The organism is Dyella japonica DSM 16301 (assembly GCF_001010355.1).
GTDB classification, from domain to species: Bacteria; Pseudomonadota; Gammaproteobacteria; order Xanthomonadales; family Rhodanobacteraceae; genus Dyella; species Dyella japonica.
In genome coordinates, this window is the sequence record NZ_JPLA01000039.1 from 1 (window position 1) to 21,884 (window position 21,884).

The 21,884-nt window shown below is 64.6% G+C and carries 20 protein-coding genes and 1 riboswitch; of the genes, 17 read left to right on the forward strand and 3 right to left on the reverse strand.

Going from position 1 to position 21,884, the window contains the following annotated elements; genetic code table 11:
* Positions 1–115 precede the first annotated feature (115 nt).
* The 5 genes from Y882_RS13420 (at position 116) to Y882_RS13440 (ending at position 6,346) form a co-directional block, all read left to right on the forward strand.
* Positions 116–1,555 carry a sugar porter family MFS transporter gene (locus tag Y882_RS13420; RefSeq protein WP_046972445.1) on the forward strand — a complete coding sequence of 480 codons (1,440 nt, stop codon included), beginning with the start codon at positions 116–118 and terminating at the stop codon, positions 1,553–1,555.
* Between the two features lie 42 nt (positions 1,556–1,597).
* Positions 1,598–2,989 (forward strand): ATP-dependent RNA helicase DbpA, encoded by a 1,392-nt coding sequence (gene dbpA, locus Y882_RS13425; protein WP_046972468.1) that lies wholly within the window; start codon positions 1,598–1,600, stop codon positions 2,987–2,989.
* 55 nt (positions 2,990–3,044) lie between these two features.
* Positions 3,045–3,812 carry a glutaminyl-peptide cyclotransferase gene (locus Y882_RS13430; RefSeq protein ID WP_046972446.1) on the forward strand — a complete coding sequence of 256 codons (768 nt, stop codon included), beginning with the start codon at positions 3,045–3,047 and terminating at the stop codon, positions 3,810–3,812.
* A 117-nt stretch (positions 3,813–3,929) separates the two neighbouring features.
* Positions 3,930–5,312 (forward strand): M28 family metallopeptidase, encoded by a 1,383-nt coding sequence (locus Y882_RS13435; RefSeq protein ID WP_046972447.1) that lies wholly within the window; start codon positions 3,930–3,932, stop codon positions 5,310–5,312.
* Positions 5,313–5,434: 122 nt separating this feature from the next.
* Positions 5,435–6,346, forward strand: a complete 912-nt coding sequence (locus Y882_RS13440) for a DUF2167 domain-containing protein (protein ID WP_046972448.1) — start codon at positions 5,435–5,437, stop codon at positions 6,344–6,346.
* 140 nt (positions 6,347–6,486) lie between these two features.
* Here the strand turns inward: Y882_RS13440 and Y882_RS13445 are convergent, their stop codons facing one another.
* Positions 6,487–7,191, reverse strand: a complete 705-nt coding sequence (locus Y882_RS13445; protein ID WP_046972449.1) for an ArsR/SmtB family transcription factor — start codon at positions 7,189–7,191, stop codon at positions 6,487–6,489.
* Between the two features lie 38 nt (positions 7,192–7,229).
* Between Y882_RS13445 and Y882_RS13450 the strand changes: the two genes are divergently transcribed.
* Together Y882_RS13450 and Y882_RS13455 are read left to right on the forward strand one after the other, a co-directional pair.
* Positions 7,230–7,913, forward strand: a complete 684-nt coding sequence (locus Y882_RS13450) for a flavin reductase family protein (RefSeq protein ID WP_342018566.1) — start codon at positions 7,230–7,232, stop codon at positions 7,911–7,913.
* An 80-nt stretch (positions 7,914–7,993) separates the two neighbouring features.
* Entirely contained in the window at positions 7,994–8,980 is a 987-nt protein-coding gene (locus tag Y882_RS13455) for an NAD-dependent epimerase/dehydratase family protein (RefSeq protein ID WP_046972450.1), read from the forward strand.
* Positions 8,981–9,001: 21 nt separating this feature from the next.
* Here Y882_RS13455 and Y882_RS13460 read toward each other — a convergent pair whose 3' ends face one another.
* Positions 9,002–9,298: a hypothetical protein gene (locus Y882_RS13460; protein WP_046972451.1), complete on the reverse strand. Its 297-nt coding sequence runs from the start codon at positions 9,296–9,298 to the stop codon at positions 9,002–9,004.
* 165 nt (positions 9,299–9,463) lie between these two features.
* On the opposite strand from Y882_RS13460, the gene Y882_RS13465 reads away from it, so the two are divergent.
* From Y882_RS13465 to Y882_RS13490, 6 genes are all read left to right on the forward strand, one after another.
* On the forward strand, positions 9,464–10,096 hold the full coding sequence (locus Y882_RS13465; RefSeq protein ID WP_046972452.1) for a YceI family protein: 633 nt from the start codon (positions 9,464–9,466) through the stop codon (positions 10,094–10,096).
* Positions 10,097–10,110: 14 nt separating this feature from the next.
* On the forward strand, positions 10,111–10,785 hold the full coding sequence (locus tag Y882_RS13470; protein ID WP_046972470.1) for a glutathione S-transferase family protein: 675 nt from the start codon (positions 10,111–10,113) through the stop codon (positions 10,783–10,785).
* 37 nt (positions 10,786–10,822) lie between these two features.
* Positions 10,823–11,353 (forward strand): SRPBCC family protein, encoded by a 531-nt coding sequence (locus tag Y882_RS13475; protein ID WP_046972453.1) that lies wholly within the window; start codon positions 10,823–10,825, stop codon positions 11,351–11,353.
* A 246-nt stretch (positions 11,354–11,599) separates the two neighbouring features.
* The gene (locus tag Y882_RS13480) at positions 11,600–11,956 is read left to right on the forward strand and encodes a hypothetical protein (RefSeq protein WP_046972454.1); all 357 of its coding nucleotides are present in this window, start codon (positions 11,600–11,602) and stop codon (positions 11,954–11,956) included.
* A 319-nt stretch (positions 11,957–12,275) separates the two neighbouring features.
* Positions 12,276–14,348 (forward strand): M13 family metallopeptidase, encoded by a 2,073-nt coding sequence (locus Y882_RS13485; RefSeq protein ID WP_046972455.1) that lies wholly within the window; start codon positions 12,276–12,278, stop codon positions 14,346–14,348.
* A gap of 71 nt (positions 14,349–14,419) precedes the next feature.
* Entirely contained in the window at positions 14,420–15,274 is an 855-nt protein-coding gene (locus tag Y882_RS13490; protein WP_156171475.1) for an energy transducer TonB family protein, read from the forward strand.
* A 54-nt stretch (positions 15,275–15,328) separates the two neighbouring features.
* Here Y882_RS13490 and Y882_RS13495 read toward each other — a convergent pair whose 3' ends face one another.
* Complete coding sequence (locus tag Y882_RS13495; RefSeq protein WP_046972457.1) at positions 15,329–16,576, reverse strand: cation:proton antiporter; 1,248 nt, start codon at positions 16,574–16,576, stop codon at positions 15,329–15,331.
* A 124-nt stretch (positions 16,577–16,700) separates the two neighbouring features.
* On the opposite strand from Y882_RS13495, the gene Y882_RS13500 reads away from it, so the two are divergent.
* The 4 genes from Y882_RS13500 (at position 16,701) to Y882_RS13515 (ending at position 21,859) form a co-directional block, all read left to right on the forward strand.
* The gene (locus tag Y882_RS13500; RefSeq protein ID WP_046972458.1) at positions 16,701–17,573 is read left to right on the forward strand and encodes a type 1 glutamine amidotransferase domain-containing protein; all 873 of its coding nucleotides are present in this window, start codon (positions 16,701–16,703) and stop codon (positions 17,571–17,573) included.
* 163 nt (positions 17,574–17,736) lie between these two features.
* Positions 17,737–17,951, forward strand: a riboswitch (cobalamin riboswitch).
* A gap of 151 nt (positions 17,952–18,102) precedes the next feature.
* Entirely contained in the window at positions 18,103–20,589 is a 2,487-nt protein-coding gene (locus Y882_RS13505; protein WP_046972459.1) for a ribonucleoside-diphosphate reductase subunit alpha, read from the forward strand.
* A 12-nt stretch (positions 20,590–20,601) separates the two neighbouring features.
* Entirely contained in the window at positions 20,602–20,829 is a 228-nt protein-coding gene (locus Y882_RS13510) for a hypothetical protein (protein WP_046972460.1), read from the forward strand.
* 25 nt (positions 20,830–20,854) lie between these two features.
* On the forward strand, positions 20,855–21,859 hold the full coding sequence (locus Y882_RS13515) for a ribonucleotide-diphosphate reductase subunit beta (RefSeq protein WP_046972461.1): 1,005 nt from the start codon (positions 20,855–20,857) through the stop codon (positions 21,857–21,859).
* Positions 21,860–21,884 lie beyond the last annotated feature (25 nt).

Sequence of the window (21,884 nt, forward strand, 5' to 3'; positions counted from 1 at the left end):
CCCCCGCTCAAACCCCCAAAGCTCGACATCCCGCCCACTCTGTTGCATACGTATTCACTTCAACGAACCGGCACTGCCAGCGCAGAATCGCCGGACTCTGGATTGGGGAGAGGCAATGAATCTGAATTCCACACCGACGTCGACGACCTCCGTCGGTGACCTCGGGCAACACGCAACTGCACGTGTCGTCTTGATCGCTGCGGCCGCCGCACTCGGCGGCTTCCTGTTTGGCTTCGATACCGCCGTGATCAACGGCGCGGTCGATGCCGTACGCGGTAACTTCGGGCTGGATGCGGCCCACATCGGTTTCGCCGTGTCGTGTGCGCTGCTCGGCTCCGCTGCCGGCGCGTGGTACGCCGGTCCGCTCGCCGACCGCGTCGGCCGCGTCCGCGCGATGCAGGTCGCCGCGGTATTGCTGGCCCTGAGTGCGTTGGGTGCGGGCCTGGTGAATGGCGTGGGCCTGCTGGTGTTCTGGCGCCTGGTGGGCGGCATCGGCGTGGGCGTGGCCTCGGTGATCGCGCCGACCTATATCGCGGAGATCTCGCCTGCCGCCGTGCGCGGCCGGCTCGGTTCGCTGCAGCAGCTGGCCATTGTGCTCGGCATCTTCGCTGCACTGCTTAGCGATGCATGGCTGGCCGGTACGGCCGGCGGCGCCTCGCACAAGCTGTGGTTCAACCTCGAGGCATGGCGCTGGATGTTCCTGGTCGCCGTGGTGCCTGCATTGATCTACGGCTCGCTGGTGCTCGGCGTGCCCGAATCGCCGCGCCACCTGGTGGCCAAGGGTCGCCTGGTGGAAGCCAAGGACGTGCTGCGCCAGGTGCTGGCGATGCACAACGAGGCCGCGCTGGATGCCAAGGTGAAGGACATCCAGGAGAGCCTGCATTCGGAATACCGCCCCACCCTGAAGGACTTGCGCGGCCCGCGCTTTGGCCTGCTGCCGGTGGTGTGGATCGGCATCCTGCTGTCGGTGTTCCAGCAGTTCGTCGGCATCAACGTCATCTTTTATTACTCGTCCACGCTGTGGCATTCGGTGGGCTTCAGCGAGGCCGATTCGTTCTCCATCACAGTGGCCACCTCGGTGGTGAACGTGCTGGTGACCCTGGTCGCCATCGCGCTGGTCGATCGCATCGGCCGCAAGCCGCTGCTGGTGATTGGCTCGGCCGGCATGGTCGTCACGCTGGGGGCGATGGCGTGGTGCTTCTCGCAGGCCACCGGCAGCGGCGCCACGCTCAGCCTGCCGGCGCCGTGGAACATGGTGGCCCTGGTCGCCGCCAACGCCTACGTGGTGTTCTTCGGCCTCAGCTGGGGTCCGATGGTGTGGGTGCTTCTGGGCGAGATGTTCCCCAACCGGATCCGCGCCATCGCGCTGGCCGTGGCCGCCGCCGCCCAGTGGCTGGCCAACTTCGCCATCACCAGCACCTTCCCGTCGCTGGCCGAAATGGGCCTGGCCTTTGCCTATGGCCTGTACGCCGCGTTTGCCCTGATTTCGCTGGTCTTCGTGCTGAAGGCGGTGCGTGAGACCAAGGGCATCGAGCTGGAAGACATGCAGAGCTGAGGTTTTTCCTGCGCCATGGTCGCCGAGATGCGATCATGGCGCATGACTGATTTCCGCACGCTCCCCCTCAAGCCCGCGTTGCTCGCCAGCGTGGAAACCCTCGGCTTTACCGAGATGACTCCTGTGCAGGCGCAGAGCCTGCCACCCATCCTGGAAGGGCGCGACGTGATCGCGCAGGCCCGTACCGGCAGCGGCAAGACCGCGGCATTCGGGCTGGGCCTGCTGCAGCAGATCGACGTGGAGACGATCCGGCTGCAGGCGCTGGTGCTGTGCCCCACGCGCGAGCTGGCTGACCAGGTGAGCAAGGCGATCCGCAAGCTGGCGGCCAACATCCCGAATGTGAAGCTGCTGACGCTGTGCGGCGGCATGCCGCTGGGGCCTCAGCTCGCTTCGCTCACGCACGACCCGCATATCGTGGTCGGCACGCCGGGGCGCATCCAGGAACACTTGAAGCGCGCCAGCCTGCACGGTGGCGGCATCAAGGTGCTGGTGCTGGACGAAGCCGATCGCATGCTCGACATGGGCTTTTCCGAAGCCATCGACGACATCGTGGGGCGCATCGCCAAGCACCACCAGACGCTGCTGTTCTCGGCCACCTACGCCGAGGAAATCCGCCAGGTGAGCAAGCGCCTGCAGCGCGATCCAGTGGAAGTGACGGTGGAGACGCCGCATGAGGAAACCACCATCGAGCAGCGCTTCCACGAAGTGGACCCGGCGCAGAAACTCGATGCGCTCGCGCAACTGCTGGCCAAGGGCACGCTTCGTGAGGAACAGGCCCAGCACGCGCTGGTGTTCTGCAATATGCGCAAGGACGTGGATGCGGTCGCCGACGAACTGGACAAGCGCGGTTTCTCGGCGCTCGCCCTGCACGGCGACATGGAACAGCGCGATCGTGACGAAGTGCTGGTGCAGTTCGCCAACCGCAGCTGCGCCGTGCTGGTGGCCACCGACGTGGCCGCACGCGGTCTCGATATCGTGGCGCTGCCGTTGGTGGTGAGCTTCGATATTGCGCACGATCCGGATACGCACACCCATCGCGTGGGCCGCACCGGTCGCGCCGGTGAAAATGGCCTGGCCATTACGCTGGTGACGCCGCGCGAACGTCCCAAGGCGATCAATATCGAAGAACAGCTGGGCCAGCCGCTGCCGTGGCATCCGCTGCGGGTGGCGCCCTCGCGCGGCAAGCAGCTCAATCTTGCGCCGATGAAGACGCTGGTGATCGATGCCGGCCGCCAGGACAAGCTGCGACCCGGCGACATCCTCGGCGCACTGACCGGCGATGCCGGGCTGGACGCGAAGGACATCGGCAAGATCGACGTGTTCGCCACCCGTGCCTATGTGGCCATCCGTCGGGATCTTGCGAACAAGGCGCTGGAGCGGCTGCGCGCGGGCAAGATCAAGGGGCGCAATTTCCGGGTACGCTCACTGCACTGAGTGACCCGATGCCTCGCAACGCGCGAGGCTGCCCTTCGCAAAGGATGTCGTTTTCATGATACGCCGGCTCAGCTACGCGCTCGCCCTGATCGCCCTTGTCAGCTCTGCTTCCACCCACGCCGCCACGCCGGTGTATGGCTACCGCGTGGTGCACGTCTATCCGCACGACACCTCGGCGTATACGGAAGGCCTGTTCTACAAGGACGGCTTTCTGTACGAGAGCACCGGCGAAGCAGGCGAGTCGACCGTGCGCAAAGTGGAGCTGGAAACCGGCAAGGTGCTGCAGCGCCATGACGTGCCGGACGCGTATTTCGGCGAAGGCATCGTCGACTGGAACCATGAGCTGATCCAGCTCACCTGGAAGAGCGAGCTGGGTTTTGTCTACGACCTGGCCAGCTTCAAGCAGCAGCGCACCTTCCGCTATCCCGGCGAAGGCTGGGCGCTCACCCGCGACAGCAAGCATCTGTACATGAGCGACGGCTCGCCGGTGCTGCGCGTGCTCGATCCGAATACGCTCGCGTCCACCGGCAGCATCATGGTCACTGACAACGGCGAGCCGGTGAGCAATCTCAATGAGCTGGAATGGGTGAAGGGCGAGATCTACGCCAATGTGTGGATGACCAACCGCATCGCGCGCATCGATCCGGCCACCGGCCATGTCAATGGCTGGATCGACCTCAGCGGATTGCTCGATGTGAGCCGCCTGCCCGATCCGGGCAACGACGTGCTCAACGGCATTGCCTACGACGAGCAACACGATCGGCTATTCGTCACCGGCAAGCGCTGGCCCAAGTTGTTTGAGATCAGCCTGGTCAAGCCGTAAGTCCCTGCGGCCATCCAGCTGCACGCGTGTGCCCTGGCCTGGGTAGGGCCAAATGGCATGGTTCTGCGCGCCCGTATCGGCGATGTACAGTCGAAGGCTGATCACCGGGAGACCCGTATGCGCCTTGCCCCGTCCCTACTGCCGTTCGCGCTGTGCCTCGCCATCTCCACCGCCTATGCCGACGACGCGCCGGCACAGCCGCGCCAGCACGCATCGCTGCAAGCCTTGTCCACGGCGCCCAGCGAAGCGGAACTGCACGCCACCATCGCCAAGCTGGTGAACTTCGGCACGCGCCACACGCTGTCCGACACCAAGTCCGACAAGCGCGGTATCGGCGCTGCGCGGCGCTGGGTGAAGTCGCAGTTCGAGGAGATCTCCAAGGCTTGCGGCGGCTGCATCGAAGTGGTGACACCCTCGCAGATGTTCACCGGCAAGCGCATTCCGCAATCCACTGAAGTGATGGACGTGGTCGCGATCAAGCGCGGCAAGAGCGATCCCAAGCGCGTGCTCGTGATGACCGGCCATCTCGACTCGCGCGTCACCGACGTGATGAACGCCAAGTCCGATGCGCCCGGCGCAAACGACGATGCCTCCGGCGTGGCCGCCTTGATGGAAGCGGCGCGGCTGCTGTCCAAGGAAGACAACGACGCCACCCTGGTGTTCGCGGCGCTCTCCGGCGAGGAGCAGGGTCTGTATGGCGGCAAGGTGCTTGCCGACTACGCCGTTGCCCAGGGCTGGAATGTGCAGGCCGATCTCAACAACGACATCGTCGGCAACAGCCATGGCCTCAATGGCGTGCTCGACAACACCACGGTGCGCATCTTCTCCGAAGGCACCAAGACCAACGAAACGCCGGAGCAGGCGAAGTACCGCGCCTATCACGGCGGCGAGGTCGATTCGCCGTCGCGCAATGTGGCGCGCTACATGGAGCAGATGGCAACCGCGTACCTGCCGGACTTGCGCGTGCACATGGTGTATCGCACCGACCGCTACAGCCGCGGCGGCGACCAGGTGCCGTTCCTCGAAGCAGGCTACCCCGGTGTGCGCGTGACTGAAGGCCATGAGGATTACACCCGCCAGCACCAGGATCTGCGCAGCGAGAAGGGCATCAAGTACGGCGACACCATCGACGGCGTCGACTTCCGTTATCTCGCCCGGGTCACCGCACTCAACACGGTGACCATGGCGGCGCTGAGCCGCGCTCCGGCACCGCCGTCCGGCGTGAGCATCGAGGGCGCGCTGGCCAGCGACACCACCGTGCACTGGAAGAAAGTGCCGGGTGCGGCCGGCTACATCGTGCATTGGCGCGACACCACCGCGCCGCAGTGGCAGTACAGCCGCGTGGTCGGCGACAGCGACCAGGCGGTGATCAAGGACGTGGTGATCGATGACTGGTTCTTCGGCGTCTCGGCGGTTTCGGCCGACGGCTATGAAAGCCCCGTGGTGTTCCCGGGCGATGCCGGCAGCTTCGAACGCTCGCCCGCGCCGAAGTCGCCCTGAGCCGTGAGCGCTGAACCGCAAGGCCTTGCGAAACGCTAAGATGGTCCGGTGGCTGCTCCGGGGGGAGCAGCCACCGCATCCCGAGGGGATGCGTATCAATGGACGATACCAGGGGAAAATCGATGCTTCGCAAGACCTTCCTGCCGGCAGTGGCATTGCTGGCCGCTTTTGTACTCGCCGCACCGGTGGCGGCCATGCCCGAGGACGGCGAGCACCACAGCTCCGCCGAGGCGTTTGTCAGCTCGCTGCACCCGACCACCGGCGAAGTGTCCATTCCCGGCGCGCAGGCCACGCTGAAGCTGGCCAATGGCTACAGTTTTCTTTCCGCCGCCGATGCGCAGCGCGTGCTGACGCAGGCCTGGGGCAACCCGCCTGACGACAGCGTGCTGGGCATGATCATCCCCAGCACCGACGCGCATGCCGTGCTCGATGAGAAGACCTGGGCGGTGGTGGTCACCTTTGTCGACGAAGGCTATGTGTCCGACAAGGACGCCGAGAAGATCGACTATGACGACATGCTCAAGGACCTGAAGAAGGCCGCGCAAGACAGCAATCCCGAGCGCCTCAAGGAAGGCTATCCGGCCGTGGAACTGGTCGGCTGGGCCGAACCGCCGCACTACGACGAAGCCAGCCACAAGCTGTACTGGGCGCGCGACCTGAAGTTCAAGAAGGCCGACGGCAGCGCCGACGGGCAGTCGCTGAACTATGCGATCCGCGTGCTCGGCCGCAAGGGTTATCTCTCGCTCAATGCCATTGCACCGATCGACCAGCTGGCCCAGGTGCGCGCCGACATGCCCGACGTGGTGGCGATGGCGGAGTTCAATCCCGGCGAGCGTTATGCCGACTACAACTCGAGCACGGACAAGGCGGCGGCCTATGGCATCGCGGCGCTGGTGGCGGGCGGCATCGCCGCCAAGGCCGGTCTGTTCGCCAAGCTGGGCATCATGTTGCTGGCGCTCAAGAAGTTCGTGGTGATTGGTATTGCGGCGATTGGTGGGTTGTTCGCGAAGATTTTCAAGAAGAAGCAGGCCTGAGGCAGATCTGGCGCTGCGCTGCCTGTGGGTGGCGCAGCGATCACAGACCCTTGTAGGAGCGCACCCTGTGCGCGACCGGGCGATTCCTTTGGCTGCGCGTTCGCGCACAGGGTGCGCTCCTACAGGGAAGGGAATCGTCGTTAGCGATGGCTCTCCCACGGCACGCCGAGCGCAATCAAACGGCGCAATCCGTCGTCGCTGGGTTGCAACGCACGACTGCCGGCACGGCGACGCAACCAGCCTGCTTCCAACAAGGCGTCGGTGAGCGAAACACCGAGCGGGCCGCCCAGATGCAGGCGGCGTTCGGTCCAGTCCAGGCAGCTGCGTCCGGCCAGCGGCAACAGGGCTTGCACACGTGCCGCATCGAGACCGGCCCGCACCAGCGCTTGCGCACCGTCATCCTGCAGACGCAGACCCTCGCTTGCCGCCAGCAAGTAGCCCTGCTGCAGCAAGGCATCGCACAAGCCCACACCCAGCCGCCCCGCGAGATGCCGATAGCACGTGCGGGCCATGCGCAAGGGACGATCGCCGCCGGTCGGATCGGGCAACACCGGTCGAGCGCGTGGCGCGGCCAGCGTTTCGATCAAGGCGGCCACGTCGTCGTCGGCGAGTCGGTAATAGCGATGGCGGCCCTGCTCCTGCACAGCGAGCAGGCCGCCTTCGAGCAGACGCTTGAGGTGCGCGCTCCCGGTCGCAGCCCCCACACCGGCTGCTCGCGCCAGCTCGCCTGCCGGACGCGCCGTGCCGTCGATCAAGGCCAGCAGCATCGCGGCGCGTGCCGGCTCGGCGAGCAGCGCGCCGATCTCGGCCAGCTGGTAGCGGCTTGGAGCGATCGCATCGTTCATGCGCGCAGTCTAGCGCGCTCGTTGCGCTGAACAGTTCGATGCGCGGCGAAACGTTCCACGGCGCGGGCACCGACACTGTGCTCATGGACATGCATCGCTACCCGGACACACGCGTCATCCACCCTTCCATCCTCTATTTCGGCACGCCAGTGGTGCTGATCACCACCTGCAATGAGGACGGCTCGACCAATATCACGCCGATGTCCTCCGCCTGGGCACTGGCCGATCGCATCGTGATCGGCCTTGCCGGCGGCGGACAAGGCTTGTCGAATCTGCGCCGCGAGCGCGAATGCGTGCTGAACTTTGCCAGTGAAGACATGCATCGCGGCGTGGAACGAATCGCTCCCACCACCGGTCGCGATCCCGTCCCCGCGTGGAAACAGGCCAACGGCTATCGCCACGAGGCGGACAAGTTCGCGCTGGGCGGCTGGCATGCCGCGGCATCGCTATCGGTGAAGCCGCCGCGCATCGTGGAGTGCCCGCTGCAGATGGAGGCGCGCGTGATGCTCGAGGTCGATCGCCCTCTGAATGCCTGGCGCGATGCCGCCGGGGGCTACGCGATCATCGAACTGGAGACGCTGCACGTGCACGCGCATGAGGACGTAACAGTGGCGGGCACGCAACACGTCGATCCGCAACGCTACCGCCCGCTGTTCTATCTGTTCCGCCATTACGTGGGAACGGGCAAGCCGCTGGGCCGTACGTTTAAAGCGGAAGTTTGAGTCCTGGGCGTGATGTTCATGCCCTGAAAACCGATGCTAGGATCGATGTCCCTCTCACTCGGTCGTGGTTGCGGTCCAGTATGCGCATGCTAGTCACGGGCAGTTCGGGTCACCTGGGTGAAGCGCTGGCGCGTACCCTGCTTGAGCTCGGCCACGAGGTGATCGGCCTGGACGTGGTCGAAGGGCCGTACACCCAGCGCCTGGGCTCGATCGGCGATCGTGCCTTCGTGCGTCGCTGTATCGCCGGCTGCGCCACCGTGTTTCATCCCGCCACGCTGCACAAGCCGCACGTCGCCACGCACACGCGGCAGGATTTCATCGACGTCAATCTCACCGGCACGCTCAACCTGCTCGAAGAAGCCGTGGCCACCGGGGTGGAATCGTTCGTCTACACCAGCACCACCAGCGTGTTCGGCGATGCGCTGGCGCCGCCGGCCAGCGAACCGGCGGTGTGGGTGACCGAAGACACGCCCGCCGTGCCCAAGAATATCTACGGCGTCACCAAGGCCGCAGCCGAAGACCTGTGCCAGCTGTTTTCGCGCAACCAGGGGCTGTCGACCATGGTGCTGCGCACGTCGCGCTTCTTTCCGGAGGAAGACGATGACCGCTCGGTACGCGCCCGCTACTCCGACGACAACCTCAAGACCAACGAATACCTCTACCGGCGCGTCGACATCGAAGACGTCGTGAGCGCGCACCTGCTGGCCGCACGCCGCGCGCCTGCGCTTGGTTTCCGCCGCTACATCATCAGCGCCACCACGCCGTTACTGCCGGAGGATCTCACCGCCCTGCGCGCGCATGCGCCGCTGATTGTGCGGCGGCGCGTGCCCGGTTACGACGCCGTCTATGCACGGCACGGCTGGAGCATGGCCCAGGGCATCGATCGGGTGTACGTAAACCAGCGGGCGCGCGACGAACTGGGCTGGGCGCCGCGCCACGATTTCGCGGCGGTGGTGGCTCGCCTGGAAGCGGGCGAAGACATCCGCAGTCCGCTGGCGCGGCTGATCGGTTCCAAGGGCTATCACGCGGAAAACTTCAGCGACGGACCGTATCCCGTCGACGCCTGAAGTCCATCGGCCGATGCCGGGTCACCCCACGATGGCCAGCACCGCCGCCAGCCAGATGGCGATCACGCCGCAGGCGAAGGCGCGGCGCGCGGGACGGATGCGTTCGGCGCTGTCGTCGGCCACGGGCGTGGTGATGATCCACGGCACCGAGGCCAGCAGGGCAAAGCCCACGAAGGCCAGGACGATCACCACGACATCGGTGAAGCGCCACGGCGCGGGCTCGTGCACGCCCCAGTAACCCAGGAACGCCATCCCCATCGCGCACAGCGTGGCCGACGCGGAACACAACCCGACAACTGAACCCGTTGGCGCGCGCATGGCGTGGCCCCTTGGCGGAAGACGGTGCGGCCTACAGCCTACCGCAGCCGGCTGGCGGGGGCCCCTGCCGATCCGGATCACCGTGTCGAAATCCGCCCTGCTCGTTCGTCCTAAGGGTGAGCGCGCCAAAACCGGCGCCCGCCAGCCCCCTCGAAGGAGTCGACGATGTCCCTGCCCCATCGCACCACCACCGCCCTCGCAGGCGCCCTGCTGTGCCTGTCCGTCGCCGGCGCGGCGCAGGCCGCTGCGGCCACCTATGAGATCGATCCGGCGCACACCTATCCCAGCTTCGAGGCTGATCACATGGGCGGGATCTCCACTTGGCGAGGCAAATTCGACCGCACCTCCGGCAAGGTCACGCTCGACAAGGCCGCCGGCAGCGGCAGCGTGGACATCACGGTGGACGTCGCCAGCGTGGACTTCGGCCTGAACCAGTTGAACGACGCCGCCCGCGGCAACGAACTGTTCGACGTGGGCAAGTACCCCACCGCCACCTACCGCGGCAAGCTCGCCGGTTTCGTCAACGGAGCACCGACCAAGGTCGAGGGCTCACTCACCCTGCACGGCGTGACGCGTCCACTGGAGCTCAGCATCAAGAGCTTCAAGTGCATGCCCCATCCGATGTACAAGCGCGAACTGTGCGGCGCGGATGCCTATGCCACGTTCAAGCGCGACGACTTCGGCCTGGACAGCGGCAAGTCCTACGGCTTCAGCATGGACGTGGTGCTGCGCATCCAGGTGGAAGCGCTGATCGACGACGGCGCCGGCAAGGTTGCCCTCGCCCAGCCCGCCCATTGACCCAGGACGCCATCATGTCGCTCACGCTCTACATGCATCCGCTGGCTTCGTACTGCCACAAGGTGTTGATCGCGCTCTACGAAAACGACACGCCCTTTGTTCCGCACATGGTGGACCTGATGGACGAGTCCGCCCGCGACGCGTTCTACAAGCTGTGGCCGATCGGCAAGTTCCCGGTGCTCAACGATAATGCGCGCGGCTGCCTGGTGCCCGAATCGAGCATCATCATCGAGTATCTCGCGCTGCACTATCCCGGCAATACGGCGCTGATTCCCCAGGACGCCGACCAGGCTCGCGAAGTGCGCTTCCGCGATCGCTTCTTCGACCAGTATGTGAGCGAGCCGATGCAGAAGGTGATCACTGACCGCCTGCGCCCCAAGGCCGAGCGCGACCACCTGGGCGTGACGCAGGCGCGCGACAAGCTGCGCACGGCGCTGGACCTGATCGAACTGGAATTCGCGCGAGACCACGGCAATCGTCCCTGGGCCGCGGGCCAACATTTCAGCATGGCCGACTGCGCTGCCTCGCCAGCGTTGTTCTACGCCAACCTGGTGATCCCGCTGGAAGACGCGCATCCGCTGACGGCGGAATACCTGCTGCGCCTGATGCAGCGTCCGTCGTTCGCTCGCGTGCTGCATGAAGCGCAGCCATACATGCACATGGTGCCGATGGAAACGGCCGAAGCCTGACGTTCACTCCTTCGCTATCCACTTCAAGGAATCTCCGATGCTTATCGCACTCCTGGTTGTACTGCTGCTAATCGTCGTCGTGTTGATCATCGCGGCGATGCGACCTGATCAGTTCCGCATCGAACGCTCTACCTCCATCAAGGCCCCGCCGGAACACATCTTTCCCTTCATCAACGACCTGCATCGCTGGCAGTCGTGGTCGCCGTACGAGAAGAAGGACCCCGCGATGCAGCGCACGTTTGAAGGTCCGTCGTCGGGCCCCGGCGCCGCCTACGGCTGGAACGGCAACAAGAACATCGGCAGCGGCAGGATGGAGATCAGCGAGTCGACGCCGTCCTCGCTCGTGCGCATCAAGCTGGAATTCTTCACGCCATTCCAGGCCAGCAATACGGCCGAGTTCGTGCTCGAGCCGCAGGGCGATGCCACGCGGGTGATCTGGGCCATGCAAGGCCGTTCGCCCTTCATGAGCAAGCTGATGGGCGTGGTCTTCAACTTCGACAAGATGGTCGGCAAGGATTTCGAGGAGGGCCTGCTCAACCTGCGCGCGCTGACCGAGCGTTCTGCCTGATTCCGCGATGCAACACGCGCGGCGTGGGAGAGCGAAACTTACGCCGCGCCTAAGCAAGCCGGCTTGCTGCTGAACGAATCGCGAGGTGTACGCGTTGAACGTCAACCGCGTTTGAGGACCCTCGTTCTCCGGCCTAAGTCATCCACCCTGAGGATGACCGCAGGGGTCACACGCTCCACCATGCAGAGAGCTCGCGCTCTGGACGGTGACGCCTGTCCCAACCGTCGGACCACGAGGACACAGCCCATGAAGAACGTTTTGACGTCACGCCGCAGCCTGCTCGCCTTCGGTCTGGTCGCCGCCTTCGCCAGTGCGGGCGCCATGGCACAGACCACCACCGACGTGCCGGGACATCCGCGCGTCAACGAAGTGAACCAGCGCCTGGACAACCAGCAGAACCGCATCCAGAACGGCGTGGCCGACGGCCAGATGAATGCCAAGCAGGCTGCCCACGATGAAAAGCAGGATGCCAACATCGCCCAGCGCGAAAGCCGCGACGAGGCCGAGCACGGCGGCCACCTCACCAAGCAGGAACAGAAGAACCTCAACAAGTCGCTGAACAAGGACAGCACCCGCATCCACAAGCAGCGCACGGGCGGCTGATCGCGTTGGCCAGATCGGCGCAACGGTCCGGCCTTGCCGGGCCGTTTGCGTTCAGGCAGCCATATCTAACAGTTGGTCGATTGAGCATCCCACCGATCCGCTCATCGCCGATCCGCTGATCGCCCCCTCACCGTCATTCCGGCGAAAGCCGGAATCCAGCGCCTTTATTCGAGCCGGCAGAAGTCAAAAGCACAGGCACTGGATTCCGGCTTTCGCCGGAATGACGGTGAGGTTGCGGCTAGACCACAACTTCCAGCACTGGCCACGCCCCGCCGTCGTGCCAGTATCCCGGGACCATCATTGGGGCGGGGAGTAGCGTATGGTCAGCAGGATACTGGCGGCAGCGTGCGCATGTGCACTGAGCCTGGGCGCCGCACACGCGGCTGATGCCGCCTCCGGCAAGCCGCAATACGGCGCATGGGGCTACGACCAGGCAGGCGCCGACACCTCGGTCAAACCGGGCAATGATTTCTTCCGCTACGCCAACGGCACCTGGCTGGATCACACGCCCATCCCCGCCGACAAACCGGCCGTCAGTCTGCGACTGGCCATGACCGACCTCACCGAACAGCGCCTGCACGACCTGATGGAGGCCGCAGCGAAAGACAAAGCCGCCGATACGAACATCGAGGGCAAGGTCGGCGCGTTCTATCAATCGTTCATGGATCAGGCGCGCGTCGATGCACTGGGCGCCAAGCCGATCGCGCCTCAACTGGACGCCGTGAAGCAGGCCAGCACGCGCGACGCACAGGCGGCGCTGATGGGTCGCAGCGGCCTGGACTTCGAAGGATCGCTGTTCAATATCTACTTCGATGTGGATCTGAAAGACACCAATCGCTACGCGGTCTACGTGTCGCAGGCCGGTCTGGGCCTGCCGGACCGCGACTACTACCTCAAGCCTGAATTTGCGAAACAGAAGGCGGCTTACCAGGCGTACGTGACGCAACTGCTCACGCTCGCCGGATGGCCACAACCGGAAGCGGCCGCCAAGGATGTCCTGGCCTTTGAAACCGCCATCGCCCAGGCCAGCATCAGCAAGGTCGAGCAGCGCGATCCGGTGGCCATGTACAACCCGATGAGCGTGGGCGACCTGCAGAAGCTCGCGCCCGGCTTTGCCTGGAATGACTTCCTCAAGTCCGCCCAGCTCGGCCAGCGCAAGCAGCTGGTGGTGATGGAAAAGACCGCGTTTCCCAAGCTCGCCGAGCTGTACGCAAAGACGCCCGTCGCCACCATCCAGGCCTGGCAGGCCGCACGCATCGCGGACAATGCGGCCTACTACCTCTCCGCGCCGTTCCAGCAGGCGTACTTCGAGATGCACGACAAGACGCTGGCCGGCCAGCAGCAGATGGAAGTGCTGTGGAAGCGCGGCGTGCACGCGGTGTCCGGCGGCGACTGCGGCGCAGGCGATCGCCTCGCCTGCTTCGGCAATCTGGGCTGGGCCGTGGGCCAGCTGTATACCGACAAGTATTTCCCTGCCTCGTCCAAGGCCAAGATCGAAGCACTGGTGGCCAACCTCAAGGCCACCTATCGCGTGCGCATCGAGCATCTGGACTGGATGGGTCCGGCAACCCGCAAGGAAGCCCTGAAGAAGCTCGACACCTACACCATCAAGGTGGGCTATCCCGATCATGCGCGTGACTATTCGAAAGTGAACATGCGCAGCGACGACCTTGCGGGCAACGTCTTGCGTGCCGCGCAGGCCGACTGGTCGTTCAATGTCGATCGCCTGGACAAGCCGGTCGATCGCAGCGACTGGAGCATGACGCCGCAGACCAACGACGCCTATAACGGCTCGCTGCGCGACATCGTGTTTCCCGCCGCCATCCTGCAGCCGCCGATCTTCGACCCCAATGCCGATCCGGCCATCAACTATGGCGCCATCGGCGGCGTGATCGGCCATGAGCTCACCCATGGCTTTGACGACCAGGGCCGCAAGATCGACGCCAGCGGCGCACTGCGCGACTGGTGGACACCCGCCGACGCCAAGGCCTTCGACGAACGCGCCAAGCAACTCGGCGCCCAATACGACGCCTTCGAACCGCTGCCCGGCGTGCACATCAACGGCAACCTCACCATGGGCGAGAACATCGCCGACCTGGGCGGTCTCACCCTTGCGCTTGATGCCTACCACGCTTCACTGCACGGCAAGCCCGCCCCGGTGATCGACGGCTTCACCGGCGACCAGCGAGTCTTCATCGGCTGGGCCCAGGCCTGGCGCGGCAAGCTCACCGACGACGCCATCCGCCGCCAGGTCACCAGCGATCCCCACTCGCCGCGCAAGTTCCGCGTGAATCGGCCCGTGCACAACATCGATGGGTGGTACCAGGCGTTTGGCGTGCAGCGGGGGGATGGGTTGTACCTGGATCCGAAGGATCGGGTCAGGATTTGGTGAACAGCGGTGACGAGGCCACTGGCTTGGCCTCGTCACGGCCCATACACTGGGTCTTCTTCCAGGGGGAATGCATGAACGTTCTATCTCGCGCCATGGCGGTGTGTATCTGCCTTTGCCTAGGCTCAACGCCGTTGCTCGCCACGGACAAACAGCCCGTTTCCGAGGCCAGCATGTTGGTCAAGGGCAGCATTGTCATAGGCGCGGATGGCAAGGTGGTCAGCTACACCGTCGACCGACCCGAGCGCATTCCTCCCGCCGTACTCGATGTCGTCAAAACGAATGTCCCCAACTGGGTCTTCGAGTTCGACGATCGCCTCGTGGACCCGGTGAAAGAGACCATGAGTATTCGTGTGGTGGCCCGCGCCGTCGATGAAACCCACGCCAGACTGATCGTCGCTGGCGCTTCGTTTGCGGATGACAGTGGCGAATCCACGCGTTCCATCCACCGCAAGGCAGCGACACCCATCCGCTACCCGCGCGTCTCATTCGACGATCGGGTGTCAGGCACGGTGTATGTGCTGCTCCAGATCGGACAAGACGGTCGCGTGCAACAGGCGTTCGCCGAACAGGTAGACCTTCGACAGTATTCGGCACAGACCCGAAACGAAGTCTATGAACACGACTTGGCCAAGGCAGCGGTTGAGGGCACCAGGAACTGGACGTTCGAACCACCGACGACAGGTCCAAGTGCGAAGGCCAATTCCTGGCTTGTCCGGGTCCCGGTGAATTTCACCTTGCACGAAGTTGGTACACCAGATCCCGATACCTACGGCAAATGGGACGAATACATGCCAGGCGCGGTCCAGAAGGCTCCCTGGGCCGGTAGCCGCAGGTTGGCCTCCGACCGACCCGATTCGCTGGCCCCGGGCATGCTGGAGCAATTGGGCGCAGGCCCTCACCTTGCAACGGCCCTGGACTCCCATTGAGTCTTGCCGCCATGCGACACCGTCAGTCGAGGAAAGGCTAGCGACGGGTCGGGCTTATCGCTTCATCGTGAGCACTGCCTTGCCATGCTCACGATGAACTAAGCCAACCATCGGCGTCGTCATCATCGTCGTCACGATCGCCATCACCAACAGGATCGTGAACATCGCGCTATTGATCACGCCCGCATCAAGGCCGACCTTGATGACGATCAGCTCCATCATCCCGCGTGCATTCATCAGCGAGCCGATGGTGAGGCTGTCGCGCCAGCTCTGACCGGAGAGGCGCGCGCCAGCCGTGCCGCCCAGCAATTTGCCGACGACCGAAACGGCGAGGACCAGCAGCAGTGCGATGCCTGCGCCGCCGGTGAGCAGCTTCGAACTCGTGCTCAGACCTGCCAGCACGAAGAACACCGGCAACAACGCGGCAATGGTGACGCGTTCAACGCGATCAATCAGGTTTTCCAGCAGGCGATCGTCGCGCGGCAGGCAGGCGCCGAACAGGAATGCGCCGAATACCGCATGCAGGTTCAGCCACTCGGTGATGGCCGCACAACCGAAGGCGCCGGCGAGCAGGAAGGCCAGCACCGCGCCATCCGCATTGCCGTCCGGCGCGTGGCGCGCCAGCATCTTCGCGCATAACGGCCGCAGCACGAACCAGGTCAGCACGAGCAAGGCGACCAGGCCAATCATGGTGCGCCAGAACGGTGCCCAGTCGCCGTGCGCGCTGATCAGCGCCACCACGAAGGCCAACATGATCCACGCCAGCACATCGGCCACCGCTGCGGCGGCGATGCCCAGACGACCGGGCAACGACTCGGTGATGCCGCGTTCCTTCACGATGCGCGCCATCACCGGCAACGCGGTGATCGCGCACGCCGTGGCGAAGAACAGGGTAAAGCCCAGCCGGCTGATGCCGGGCGGTGCGTAGTCGACGTACAGCCACGGCGCGACCAGCAAAGCGAGCGCGACTGGAATGACGATCGCCAGGCCGCCGATCCACGCCGCCGGTCGCAGCAAGCCACCCTGCGCGCTGGCCGGCACGCGCAACTCCGCACCGACCACTGTCATGAACAACACCAGGCCCAGCGTGCTGAGGCTCTGCAGGTTGCCGAGGCTGTCGACGGGAAACAGCTGCTGCTGCCACGCCGGTGCGATCGCGCCGAACACGATCGGGCCCAGCGCCAGACCTGCCAGCATCTCGCCCACCACCGCCGGTTGTCCGATGCGCCGAGCGAGCGCCGCGATCAGCCGCGACACCACGATGATCACCAGCAGTTGGACGAGCAGCAGCGGATGGCCCATGCGATTCCTGATATGGATGGCCGAACAGCCAGGCGCCGAGCTTGCCTTGTATTTGCTGTGCCCCGCAACATCCGTCGATCACGTCATCCGCTAGGATGCGCCCACACCGAAGGACGCAGATCGCATGGCCCATGTACTGATCCCTGTTCCGCATCAGGACTTCGATCCCAGCGAAGTCGCGGTGCCCTGGCGCATCCTCATCGAGGCAGGACATCGCGCGACGTTCGCCACGCCGGATGGCCGGGTGGCCAGCGCCGATCCCATCATGTTGAGTGGCGAAGGCCTGGATCCCTGGGGTTTCGTGCCCGGTTTGCGCAAGCTGCGCCTGTTCGGCCTGCTGCTGCGCGCCAACGCCGATGCGCGGCGCGATTACGCGGCGCTTGAAAGAGATGTGGCGTTCAATGCGCCGATCGCCTGGGATGCCATCGACACCGAACGCTTCGATGGCTTGCTGTTGCCGGGCGGGCATTGCGCACGCGGTGTTCGTTCCTACCTGGAAAGCGAACAGCTGCAGCGCGTGGCGGCTGCGTTCTTCGCCGCCGACAAACCGGTGGCGGCGATTTGCCATGGCGTCGTGCTGGCGGCGCGCAGCCGTGGTGCCGACGGTCGCTCCATGCTGCATGGGCGGCGCACCACCGCGCTCACCTGGGCGCTGGAGAAATCGGCGTGGTCGCTCACCCGCGTCACCCGCTTCTGGGATCCGCACTACTACCGCACCTATCCCGATGGCGCTGGCCAACCCGCGGGCTATATGTCGGTGCAGCAGGAAGTGACCCGTGCGCTCGCCCGCCCCGACGATTTCCTCGATGTGCCCGCGGATGCCACCCACCACCGACGCAAGACCTCCGGCCTGGTGCGCGACAGCGATACCGACGACACGCCGGCCTTCGTCGTACGCGATGGCAACTACGTCTCGGCCCGCTGGCCCGGCGACGTCCACCAGTTCGCCCGCCAATTCGCAGCACTGCTTGAGACGGCGGCCGAAACGCGCCCTTGAGACGCAGATCGAAGGCCAGGCACTTGCACCCGTCTCGGCTCGTCTCAGCACCCTCCCCCGTGAAAATTTCCTAGCATTTCCTAACTCCGCCCCCATCTTGGAGTTTTCGGGCTTATCCACGGTCAATCCACAATCTGTTGGGTTGACCGACCCGGTGCAGCCCGATATGTTGTGCCTCGTCGGTGCCACTCTCAGACCTACGGTCGGAATGGCTTAAAAGGGAACTCCGGTGCAAATCCGGGACTGCCCCGCAGCGGTAAGTGGAAACGAAAGCCCCCATCGCACTGGCCCTCGGCGGCTGGGAAGCGGGGGCAAGTAGGCCGGGCCTCACCGCCCATGTCCACGAGTCCGAAGACCTGCCGGCACATCAGGGCCCAACGCCCTGGTGCGTAGTGACGGCTTCCGCGGGGAAGCGCGTCGATGCGCGGGGCGGCTGCCCTGCTGCTCGACCGTCCGCGAAAACCTCACCTTTTTTCAGCCCTGCGCGCGGGAGCAGGCGGTTGATGACCAAGCTTGGAGCGAAGTCGCGATGCAACCTATCGATACCACCGGGCGCGAACGTGCAGACGATCGTGCCGACACTGCTTTTTCCACCGACACCGCCGTGGCCGATGCGCCGCGCACGGACGCGCCGTTTGCGCTGACCCCGCCGCACAACCCCGGCCAGATGCGCGTGACCAAGCGCAGCGGCCGCCAGGAAGTGGTGGACGTGAACAAGATCGTCCGCGCCGTCACCCGCAGCAGCGAAGGCCTGCACGGGGTCGACCCGATGCGCGTGGCGCTCAAGACCATTGGCGGCCTGTATGACGGCGCCACCACGCAGGAGCTGGATCAATTGTCGATCCGCACGGCCGCTGCGCTCACTGCCGAAGAGCCCGAATACGGCCAGCTCGCCGCGCGCCTGCTGGGCGCCTTCATCGACAAGGAAGTGAGCGGCCAGGAAATCCAGAGCTTCTCGCAGTCGATCGCGCGCGGCGCGGAACTAGGCATCCTCAACGAGCGCCTGCGCGACTTCGTGCAGATCAATGCGCGCAAGTTGAATGACGCGATCGATCCGCTGGCCACCCGCCGTTTCGAATACTTCGGCCTGCGCACCGTGTACGACCGCTACCTGCTGCGCCATCCGCAGCTGCGCAAGGTGATCGAGACGCCGCAGCACTTCTTCATGCGCATTGCCTGCGCGCTCGGCGGCAACGAGATTGGCGAGACGCTGGAGCTGTATCGCCTGCTGTCCTCGCTGGAATACATCGCCAGCTCGCCGACGCTGTTCAATGCAGGTACGGCGCATGAGCAGCTCAGCTCCTGCTTCCTGCTCGACTCGCCGCTGGATTCGCTTGAATCCATCTACGAGAAGTACGGCGACGTGGCCAAGCTCAGCAAGTTTGCCGGCGGCATCGGCCTGGCCTACTCGCGCGTGCGTTCGCGCGGCTCGCTGATCAAGGGCACCAACGGCCATTCCAACGGCCTGGTGCCGTGGCTGAAGACGCTGGACGCCTCCGTCGCCGCAGTGAACCAGGGCGGCAAGCGCAAGGGCGCGGCCTGCGTGTACCTGGAGCCGTGGCACGGCGACATCGAGGAATTCCTCGAGCTGCGCGACAACACCGGCGATGACGCGCGCCGCACGCACAACCTCAACCTGGCCAACTGGATTCCCGACGAATTCATGCGCCGCGTGGAGAGCGACGGCGACTGGTCGCTGTTCGATCCCAAGGTGGTGCCGCACTTCGTCGACAGCTGGGGCGAGACGTTCGAGAAGGCGTATCGCGAAGCCGAGGCCGCTGGCCTCGCCGTCAAGACGGTGAAGGCACGCGAGCTGTATGCCCGCATGCTGCGCACGCTGGCGCAGACCGGCAACGGCTGGATGACCTTCAAGGATCGCAGCAACGCCACCAGCAACCAGACGGCGAAGGCGGAAAACGTCATCCACCTGTCGAACCTGTGCACCGAAATCCTGGAAGTGACCAACGCCGATGAAACGGCGGTGTGCAACCTGGGCTCGGTGAACCTGTCGCGCCACGTGATCGACGGCCGCTTCGATTTCGACAAGCTCGCCGGCACGGTGCGTACCGCCGTGCGTCAGCTCGATCGCGTGATCGACCTGAACTTCTACCCGATCGACACCGCCAAGGTCGCCAACAACAAGTGGCGTCCGGTGGGTCTGGGCGTGATGGGCTTGCAGGATGTGTTCTTCAAGCTGCGCCTGCCGTTCGATTCGGCCGAAGCACTGGCACTGTCGACGCGCATCGCGGAAGAGATCTACTTCAACGCGTTGTCGCAGTCGAACGAGCTGGCGATGGAGCATGGCGCGCATCCGGGCTTTGCGGAAACCCGCGCCGCCAACGGCGAGCTGCAGTTCGACTACTGGACCAACGCGCAGCCCAACGACATCGCACGCTGGGATGCACTGCGCGAGGCTATCAAGGCCAAGGGCCTGCGCAACTCGCTGCTGATCGCCATCGCGCCGACCGCAACGATCGCCTCGATCGCCGGCTGCTACGAGTGCATCGAGCCGCAGGTGAGCAACCTGTTCAAGCGCGAGACGCTGTCGGGCGACTTCCTGGTGGTGAATCGCTATCTGGTGGAAGAGCTGAAGACGCTGGGCCTGTGGACGAGCGAGATCCGTGACGCGATCAAGCTGGCGGAAGGCTCGATCCAGGGCATCGCCGCTATTCCGGAGCGCCTGCGCCTGATCTACCGCACGGTGTGGGAGCTGCCGCAGAAGGCCTTGATCGACCTGGGCGCCGCTCGCGGTGCGTACATCGACCAGAGCCAGTCGCTGAACCTGTTCATGGAAAATCCGAACATCGGCCAGCTCAGCTCCATGTACATGTACGCGTGGAAGTCCGGCATCAAGACCACCTACTACCTGCGTTCGCGTCCGGCGACCAAGATCACCAAGACCACGGTGTCGGCGGCACCGGTGGCGAAGCCCGCACCGGTCGAGGAACAGGAACAGGCAGAGGCGGCAGTGTTCTGCTCGCTGGAGAATCCGGAGTACTGCGAGGCTTGTCAGTAAGACAGCGCCACGATGAAGCCCTACCGGAACCGCAGTGGCAAATCCGGTGTCGCCAGCTACGAAGCTGGCAAGGGCTACATCCGGGTCCGTTTCGTCAATGACGGACTCTACGAATACACCGACGCAACACCCGGGCGCCTGCATGTGAAGAACATGCAGGCGCTTGCCGAGGCAGGCATCGGCCTGTCCACCTATATCAGCCGTTTCGTGCGCGATCGTTACGCACGCAAGCTGGATTGAGCAGCACGTTTATCGAGGAACATCCATGTCGAACATTCTTGATCCAGGTTTTGAACTCACCCTGCGCCCGATGCGCTATCCCGAGTTCTACGAGATGTATCGCAATGCGATCAAGAATACGTGGACGGTCGAGGAAGTGGATTTCTCGCTGGACGTGACCGATCTCAAATCCAAGATGTCCGACGCGGATCGCCACCTGATCCATCGCCTGGTCGCGTTTTTCGCCACCGGCGACACCATCGTGTCGAACAACCTGGTGCTCAACCTGTACCAACACATCAATGCGCCCGAAGCGCGCATGTATCTGTCGCGCCAGCTGTACGAGGAAGCGCTGCATGTGCAGTTCTACCTCACCCTGCTCGACACCTATATTCCGGACCCGACCGAACGCAACAAGGCGTTCGACGCGATCGAGAACATTCCCTCGATCCGCCAGAAGGGCGAGTTCTGCTTCAAGTGGATCGACTCCATCCAGGGCCTGCAGCGCCTGGAGACGCGTGAGCATCGCCGGCAGTTCCTGCTCAACCTGATCTGTTTCGCGGCATGCATCGAAGGCCTGTTCTTCTACGCTGCGTTTGCCTACGTCTACTTCCTGCGCTCGCGTGGCCTGCTGCATGGCCTGGCCTCGGGCACCAACTGGGTGTTCCGCGACGAGTCGGGCCATATGGCGTTCGCGTTCGACGTGGTGCGCACGGTGCGCTCCGAAGAGCCCGAGTTGTTCGACGAGGAGATGCGTGCGCAGGTGGAAGCGATGCTCGAAGAGGCCATCGCCTGCGAAACGCAGTTCGCCGAAGATGTGTTGTCTGGCGGCGTGGCCGGCCTCTCGCCGAAGGAAATGCGCCAGTATCTTGAGTACTGCGCCGACCAGCGCCTGGTGCAGCTGGACATGCCCAAGAAGTACGGCTCGAAGAACCCGTTCGACTTCATGGACCTGCAGGACGTGCAGGAAGTGACCAACTTCTTCGAGCGGCGCGTGTCGGCGTATCAGGTCGGCGTGCAGGGTGACGTGGCGTTTGATATGGCGTTCTGATCGCACTTCTCCCTCTCCCCTTTGG

Bases quoted from the DNA above. Each gene is read 5' to 3' on its own strand.
- dbpA (WP_046972468.1), top strand. From the start codon at position 1,598: ATGACTGATTTCCGCACGCTCCCCCTCAAGCCCGCGTTGCTCGCCAGC.
- Y882_RS13490 (WP_156171475.1), top strand. From the start codon at position 14,420: ATGAACGTTCTATCTCGCGCCATGGCGGTGTGTATCTGCCTTTGCCTA.
- Y882_RS13450 (WP_342018566.1), top strand. From the start codon at position 7,230: ATGCGCGGCGAAACGTTCCACGGCGCGGGCACCGACACTGTGCTCATG.
- Y882_RS13460 (WP_046972451.1), bottom strand. From the start codon at position 9,298: ATGCGCGCGCCAACGGGTTCAGTTGTCGGGTTGTGTTCCGCGTCGGCC.
- Y882_RS13435 (WP_046972447.1), top strand. From the start codon at position 3,930: ATGCGCCTTGCCCCGTCCCTACTGCCGTTCGCGCTGTGCCTCGCCATC.
- Y882_RS13440 (WP_046972448.1), top strand. From the start codon at position 5,435: ATGCTTCGCAAGACCTTCCTGCCGGCAGTGGCATTGCTGGCCGCTTTT.
- Y882_RS13445 (WP_046972449.1), bottom strand. From the start codon at position 7,191: ATGAACGATGCGATCGCTCCAAGCCGCTACCAGCTGGCCGAGATCGGC.
- Y882_RS13505 (WP_046972459.1), top strand. From the start codon at position 18,103: ATGCAACCTATCGATACCACCGGGCGCGAACGTGCAGACGATCGTGCC.
- Y882_RS13500 (WP_046972458.1), top strand. From the start codon at position 16,701: ATGGCCCATGTACTGATCCCTGTTCCGCATCAGGACTTCGATCCCAGC.
- Y882_RS13495 (WP_046972457.1), bottom strand. From the start codon at position 16,576: ATGGGCCATCCGCTGCTGCTCGTCCAACTGCTGGTGATCATCGTGGTG.
- Y882_RS13475 (WP_046972453.1), top strand. From the start codon at position 10,823: ATGCTTATCGCACTCCTGGTTGTACTGCTGCTAATCGTCGTCGTGTTG.
- Y882_RS13420 (WP_046972445.1), top strand. From the start codon at position 116: ATGAATCTGAATTCCACACCGACGTCGACGACCTCCGTCGGTGACCTC.
- Y882_RS13485 (WP_046972455.1), top strand. From the start codon at position 12,276: ATGGTCAGCAGGATACTGGCGGCAGCGTGCGCATGTGCACTGAGCCTG.
- Y882_RS13510 (WP_046972460.1), top strand. From the start codon at position 20,602: ATGAAGCCCTACCGGAACCGCAGTGGCAAATCCGGTGTCGCCAGCTAC.
- Y882_RS13480 (WP_046972454.1), top strand. From the start codon at position 11,600: ATGAAGAACGTTTTGACGTCACGCCGCAGCCTGCTCGCCTTCGGTCTG.
- Y882_RS13455 (WP_046972450.1), top strand. From the start codon at position 7,994: ATGCGCATGCTAGTCACGGGCAGTTCGGGTCACCTGGGTGAAGCGCTG.
- Y882_RS13470 (WP_046972470.1), top strand. From the start codon at position 10,111: ATGTCGCTCACGCTCTACATGCATCCGCTGGCTTCGTACTGCCACAAG.
- Y882_RS13515 (WP_046972461.1), top strand. From the start codon at position 20,855: ATGTCGAACATTCTTGATCCAGGTTTTGAACTCACCCTGCGCCCGATG.
- Y882_RS13465 (WP_046972452.1), top strand. From the start codon at position 9,464: ATGTCCCTGCCCCATCGCACCACCACCGCCCTCGCAGGCGCCCTGCTG.
- Y882_RS13430 (WP_046972446.1), top strand. From the start codon at position 3,045: ATGATACGCCGGCTCAGCTACGCGCTCGCCCTGATCGCCCTTGTCAGC.